The 5482-nt window shown below is 55.2% G+C and carries 7 protein-coding genes; 2 read left to right on the top strand and 5 right to left on the bottom strand.

Annotated elements, in window-relative coordinates; genetic code table 11:
- Positions 1–211, top strand: a 211-nt coding sequence (locus VJ369_RS12550) for a S24 family peptidase (RefSeq protein WP_324092407.1), incomplete at its 5' end; no start/stop codon positions are given.
- 182 nt (positions 212–393) lie between these two features.
- Here VJ369_RS12550 and VJ369_RS12545 read toward each other — a convergent pair.
- Both VJ369_RS12545 and cmtR read right to left on the bottom strand, forming a co-directional pair.
- Entirely contained in the window at positions 394–1101 is a 708-nt protein-coding gene (locus VJ369_RS12545) for a cation transporter (RefSeq protein WP_414652660.1), read from the bottom strand.
- Positions 1074–1433, bottom strand: a complete 360-nt coding sequence (cmtR, locus tag VJ369_RS12540; RefSeq protein WP_324092406.1) for a Cd(II)/Pb(II)-sensing metalloregulatory transcriptional regulator CmtR — start codon at positions 1431–1433, stop codon at positions 1074–1076. The genes VJ369_RS12545 and cmtR overlap by 28 nt, the downstream gene beginning before the upstream one ends.
- Before the next feature lie 108 nt (positions 1434–1541).
- Here cmtR and VJ369_RS12535 point away from each other — a divergent pair, with 108 nt between their 5' ends.
- Positions 1542–2864 carry a Y-family DNA polymerase gene (locus tag VJ369_RS12535; RefSeq protein WP_324092405.1) on the top strand — a complete coding sequence of 441 codons (1323 nt, stop codon included), beginning with the start codon at positions 1542–1544 and terminating at the stop codon, positions 2862–2864.
- Between the two features lie 131 nt (positions 2865–2995).
- On the opposite strand, the gene VJ369_RS12530 is transcribed toward VJ369_RS12535, so the two are convergent.
- The 3 genes from VJ369_RS12530 to VJ369_RS12520 all read right to left on the bottom strand — a co-directional run bounded on the left by VJ369_RS12530 (position 2996) and on the right by VJ369_RS12520 (position 5248).
- Entirely contained in the window at positions 2996–3232 is a 237-nt protein-coding gene (locus VJ369_RS12530) for a hypothetical protein (protein WP_324092404.1), read from the bottom strand.
- Between the two features lie 509 nt (positions 3233–3741).
- Positions 3742–4164, bottom strand: coding sequence for a hypothetical protein (locus VJ369_RS12525; protein ID WP_324092403.1), 423 nt, complete (start codon positions 4162–4164; stop codon positions 3742–3744).
- Positions 4165–4246: 82 nt separating this feature from the next.
- Positions 4247–5248, bottom strand: coding sequence for a DUF4192 family protein (locus VJ369_RS12520; protein WP_324092402.1), 1002 nt, complete (start codon positions 5246–5248; stop codon positions 4247–4249).
- Between the last annotated feature and the right edge of the window lie 234 nt (positions 5249–5482).

Genomic DNA, 5482 nt, shown 5'->3' with positions numbered 1-5482 from the left:
GTTGATCGTGGATCGGTCGATCCAGCCTCGGGATGGGCATGTCGTGATTGCGGTGATCGACGGGGAGATGACGGTCAAACGGCTTTCGACTTCACCGACCGGCGTGGTGTTGAAGGCTGAGAATCCGGACTACCCGGATCTGCATGTGGCTGAGCTGTCAGATTTCCGGGTTTGGGGTGTGGCCACCACATGCCTACATCACCTTAATTAACTGATATTCCCGTCAAACGGGAGTATCAGGTGCTGGCCAGCGCTGATAATCGTCTATCGACTATCAACTTCCGCAACAGCCGCACTAGTGAATCCATAAATGCGACAAGCACCTCCCGTTTAATGCAGGATTCATGCATTAAACGGAAGGTTCTTGTCGACAGGGCAACACTGCACAGAACTTTAGGACGAGCAGCATCCGTCCTTACAACTGGTATCCGCTCGTTCACCGGTCAAAGCGCTGACGGGCATGGCGCAACAGGCATCACCTCGCCACGCCTCCACCCCTTCACGCACCGCAACCACGGCAATAATCAGGGCGGCCACCGAGTCCGCCCAGGCCCAGCCCAACAGGCTATTGAGCAGCAGTCCGACAAGCAGGGCTGCGGAAAGGTAAGAACAAATGAGCGTTTGTTTTGAATCAGCAATAGCCGAAGCCGAACCCAACTCACGCCCTGTCCGACGTTCAAACAAGCTCAAGAATGGCATGACCGCCAAGCTGAGCGCGGCCAGGACAATTCCCACGGTTGAGTGTTCTGGCTCCCGTACGCCGGTGAGCGAGAATACCGCATCAACCGAGACGTATGCGGCAAGAGCAAAGAACGAGATTGCAATGACCCGCAGTGCCGTCTTTTCACGCCGCACTGGATCTGGCGCGGCGAACTGCCAGGCGACCGCAGCAGCGGAGAGTACCTCAACAATCGAGTCAAGCCCGAAGCCGACTAAGGCTGCCGACGAGGCAATGCCCCCAGCAATGAGCGCTATAACCGCTTCAATAACGTTCCAGGTGATTGTTATGGCAACGATGAGGCGAATGCGGCGTTGCAGCACTTTTTTACGCGTGGGGGACAAAAGTGTCAGGCTCACAGGGTTTCCTTTGGGGAGCAGCATCCAGGAACGGCGCAAGTGGCATCGAGGCAAGGAACGTTGTCATCAACGGCGAGCGTTACGTCAACCAAGGCGTTCAATGCGGCAGCCAAATGAGGATCAGCAATTTCATACCTGGTTTGCCGGCCTTCGGGGGCAGTAACGACGATGCCGCAGCCACGCAAGCACGCCAGATGATTGGAAACATTGGTACGGGTTAGTTCCAGGTCTCGGGCAAGCTGGGCCGGGTATCCAGGTTGCTCCAGCAGGGACAAGAGAATGCGGGAGCGCGTGGAATCGGTCAGGGCACGCCCGAGCCGGTTCATCACGTCCACACGGTTTGAAATGGTCAGCATATAGTGACCATACACCATGTACTGACCAATTGAGGTCCTGATAACAACGCTTATACCCACTCCACGTTCAGCATAAGACTTCGGTTCGATCTTCGACGGGAAATATCGATGAAAGCAATACCAACGTTTACCAACATAGACGCCCCCAGCACACAGCGCGAGGAATACATCGCCCACGTGGATGTGAACTCGTTTTATGTCTCGTGTGAACGGGTTTTCGACCCGACATTGGAAGGCCAGCCAGTGATTGTGCTGTCCAATAATGACGGGTGCGTGGTCGCACGCAGCAGCGAAGCCAAAGCACTGGATATTGGCATGGGTGAGCCTTGGTTCAAACTCGCTGCAGACGCCAACCGTATGGGTCTGGTCGCGAAGTCTTCTAATTACGAGCTGTATGGGGAAATGTCAGCCCGGGTCATGAAACTACTGGCACGGTTCTCCGCCTGGGTGGAGATCTACTCCATCGATGAAGCGTTCCTCGGGGTGCGCGGCACCCTCGACGAGCTGCAAACCTTGGGTGAGCGGATTAAAGCTGAGGTGTTCCGACTGACCGGGTTACCGGTCTGTGTCGGGATCGCCAAGTCGAAGACGCTGGCGAAAATGGCGAACAACACCGCAAAACACCTCAACGTGTTGGGTGGGGTGTGCGTGTGGGATCGCGCCCCACAACAGACCACAGAGAACCTCCTAGCCCGCCTGCCCGTGGTTGAGGTGTGGGGTATCGGTCCGCGGCTGACGAAACGGCTACGCGGTCTAGGCGTGTGGACCGCGAAAGACTTACGCGATGCCAATGAGGTACAAATCCGCGATAAATTCTCCATCGTCCAGATGCGCACCGTGCTAGAGCTGCGCGGGATTTCATGTATTGCGATGGAGGAAGAACGCGAAGTGAAAGGGCAGCTGATCTTCTCCCGGTCTTTCTCTGATCCGATTACCGATCGGGTCGGTATGGAGCAGGTGATGGGGATCTATGCGCAGCAAGCTTCCGCACGGCTGCATAAACACCAAAGACAAGCGAAGATCCTCACTGCGTGGGCGATGACCAGCCACTACAACCAGCATCAGGACCATCAGCCGGCGATCACGGTGAAGCTTCCTGGCCCGAGCGCTGACCCGGTAGTACTGACGAAGGCTGCGAAGCAGCTGCTCCCCCGAATCCTGGTCGGCGTGAAGTATGCGCGGGCTGGGGTGGTGGTGATGGATCTGCAGCCGTGGGCGATGCAGGAGACGTTTGAGCCGTTTGTGTCGGTGCACGAGGCGAAGCAGATTGGTCCGTTGATCGCGCAGATCCGTTCCGAGCATGGGGTGAAGGCTATTGGCTTGGGCGCTGCCGGGTTGGCGCAGGGTCCTGCGTGGCAGATGCGTCGGGAGATGATGAGTCCGCGGTATACGACGCATTGGAAGGAGTTGCTGAGTGTGAAGGCCGCCTAGCAGCCTTCTAAAAACCTTAGAACCGTTGGGTTCGGGTCGCTCAATTTTGTTGCCATCAGTTCGTTTGGTCAGGGCGATGGGCGCTGTGCAAGGGCTGGTTTCCTGCCACTTGGCGCTCTCAAGGTCGGTGTTTAGTCTCCTAGGGGTGGGTAGGTTCCGTCTGTGGTGGCCAGTGTTTCCATCCAGCAGACGGCGTTGATGGCTTGCTCTATGCCTTGCAGCGCGGTGGTGGCTGCATGCTTGGAGTCGGGGAAGTCTTTATTCAGGCTGTCTCTGGCCATGACAATGCGGCCTTGTTGGTCGAGTTGTTCCAGCTGTCGGTAGAGCGTTTGCAGTTGGGTGTAGATCTGTGAAGCTTCGGCGGTCATGTTCTGATCCTTTACTCTGGGTGGTTTCGCTGTGAACTAGGTGGTTTTGTCGTGTTTTTCGGCGGCTCGTTGCGCTTCCTCGATCATCCGTTCGTAGGTTACTCGTTCAGCATCGCTCATATCTTCGTCTCCGTGGGCTGCATAGTAGTCCACGGCTTGAGTTGCCTATGCTTGCCAACCTTTCCGGACTGCACGTTCGCTAGCTTGCATGCTTGATAGATTCATATAAACATTCCTCCTCTACCGTTTCCTCAATATAGCGTTATCAGAGACCGTGCATATGCCGCGCTCTCTTATCGTGTGGGCAACTCGAGTACTGAAACGTGTGGCGTGTGTTCGGGCGGTCGACTGGGTCTAGGCATCCATGGGTGTGCAGGAAAAGCCCGGAAGACATAGAGCTTTTGCTGTGCAGGTGTGGGTGCGGGGATGAATGTTCTGGTTACGTTCAACCTCCAGTTGCTGGCCATCGTTGCCTCCTAGGATGACTTTGGCGGGTACTTACAAGGTAGCTATCTGGGATTATTTTTGTTTGGTGTGTTTGATCTGAGAATATCGTCGGTCGTAGACCTTTTAGGAAGCCATGCGCCGTAGGTTTCTCCCATGTCGTCTTCCCACACCACGTGAACCAAGTGTGGCGTTCTAGCTGTGGCTCGTGCGTGGATCTGCGGCGTCCCCGTCAGCGTGGGGATTTCGGCTAACACCGGATGGTGGGGCTTGATGGGTTCGCCAGGAAAACTTCCTGGCATCATTCGAAGGATGCGGTATGCATTTCCTAGGTGAGTGAAAACGTCCCATGACTTGCGTGCTGGTGGTGAGGTTAATGCGCGGCGGCCGGGGGAGCTTGCGGAGGAGGCCGCCGCGCCCGCATTTTCGGGCCGGCAGATCTGCTCATAACGCTGGTAGCTCTCTTCCCAAATGCTGAAGTTCTCCATGTTGTTTATTGTCCTTAGATGAATATGAAAGTGCGGTTAGGTGGGGGAAGATTTCCCTTCCCCACCTAACCGCTTTAGCTTTTTACTGCTGTGGGTTGATCAGTGCTGTCTTGGCCATCTTCCCTCGGGCTATGAGCTTGATGAGGAGGTTGGCCAACCGGTGTTCCGGTTCCAGCTCGATAGCTTCTCCGAGTGTGGCCATCGCTTCGGTGCCGTTTCCTAGAGTCCAGTGCGCCCATGCAATGGCGCAAAGGATGTTGGTGCGAGGTATACCGGCGATGTGAGCCAGTGAATCGAACAGCATTTCGTGGCCAGCTTCTAGGACCTTGCGATCGTCAACGGCTCGGTCTCCGACCAAGTAGTCGGCCATGTCGTGCGTAGTCGTGGCGATTCCGGCCAATGCCACGACTGCCAAGTCTCTCCCTATGGAGACAGTGAATGTTCCGGCTAGCCATCCGGCAACTTCGTCGGTCACTTCTCCGGCTTCGCGGTAGATCGCGATGTTGGTTACCATTTCATGGCTAACCTTTCGCGCGATTTCTTCAAGATCCGTTCCCATACCGAGCAGATTGGCTTTCTGGCGTACTGCGATTGCCTGAACTTCAATGCTGGATTCTTCGCAGTGCTCAATGTCCTTGGCGCGCAGGGGGTTCTTGCCGTGGAATAACGCTTCTAAGGTGATAGCTTCTGTTTCGACCACGGAGTAGGCCACTGCGCCGGTTTCATCGCTGTCGTAGTCCGTGATCTGCTCGTTGGCTACGAGTATCGCGTGCTGAATCGGTGCGCCAGCCACTTCCAAGAGTTCTGCTAGCGCGTCGTACTTTGCACCTTTGAGCTCTTCATCTTCGTCATAGGCAACCAAAACGGTTGCGTCAACGTCGTGATCTGCGGTGATCTTGCTGATGATGCCGTCAATCGCTTCAACCCATTCGGTCACAACGTCGCCAGCTCGCAGGTCGACTCGCAGAGTGGCCAGCACTGTGCCCTCGTGGCACAGGACGATTGCGATGGATTCTTGTGGGTCAAACTTTAGGGTAGTGCGAACGAAAGCTGCAACGCTTACGTTGCTTGAGATGCTAGTCATGTCGACTGCCTTTCCTTGGTTTTCAACCGAGGCCCGAACTGGACTGTCCAGCGTGGGTTCCTATCCCCTGTTGATACTTCAATTCTAGCATGCTTGCATGTTTGCATGCAAGCTACCTTTCTAGTTTTTTGATATTTTTCATGCTTGCATGCTTTATAGAAAAATTGCATCACAAATCAACTAAGGGATTGACCAAAAGTTTGCATGGGTTCCCCTTGTCCCGATAAATGCTAA

This window comes from Glutamicibacter sp., from assembly GCF_035257265.1.
Lineage (GTDB): Bacteria > Actinomycetota > Actinomycetes > Actinomycetales > Micrococcaceae > Glutamicibacter.
The sequence above is the reverse complement of the archived record's forward strand: the minus strand, read 5'-3'. Positions and strand labels throughout refer to the sequence as shown.

Excerpts from the sequence above, each read along its gene's own strand:
- VJ369_RS12545 (WP_414652660.1), bottom strand. The coding sequence starts at position 1,101 with ATGCTGCTCCCCAAAGGAAACCCTGTGAGCCTGACACTTTTGTCCCCC.
- VJ369_RS12520 (WP_324092402.1), bottom strand. The coding sequence starts at position 5,248 with ATGACTAGCATCTCAAGCAACGTAAGCGTTGCAGCTTTCGTTCGCACT.
- VJ369_RS12535 (WP_324092405.1), top strand. The coding sequence starts at position 1,542 with ATGAAAGCAATACCAACGTTTACCAACATAGACGCCCCCAGCACACAG.
- VJ369_RS12525 (WP_324092403.1), bottom strand. The coding sequence starts at position 4,164 with ATGGAGAACTTCAGCATTTGGGAAGAGAGCTACCAGCGTTATGAGCAG.
- cmtR (WP_324092406.1), bottom strand. The coding sequence starts at position 1,433 with ATGCTGACCATTTCAAACCGTGTGGACGTGATGAACCGGCTCGGGCGT.
- VJ369_RS12530 (WP_324092404.1), bottom strand. The coding sequence starts at position 3,232 with ATGACCGCCGAAGCTTCACAGATCTACACCCAACTGCAAACGCTCTAC.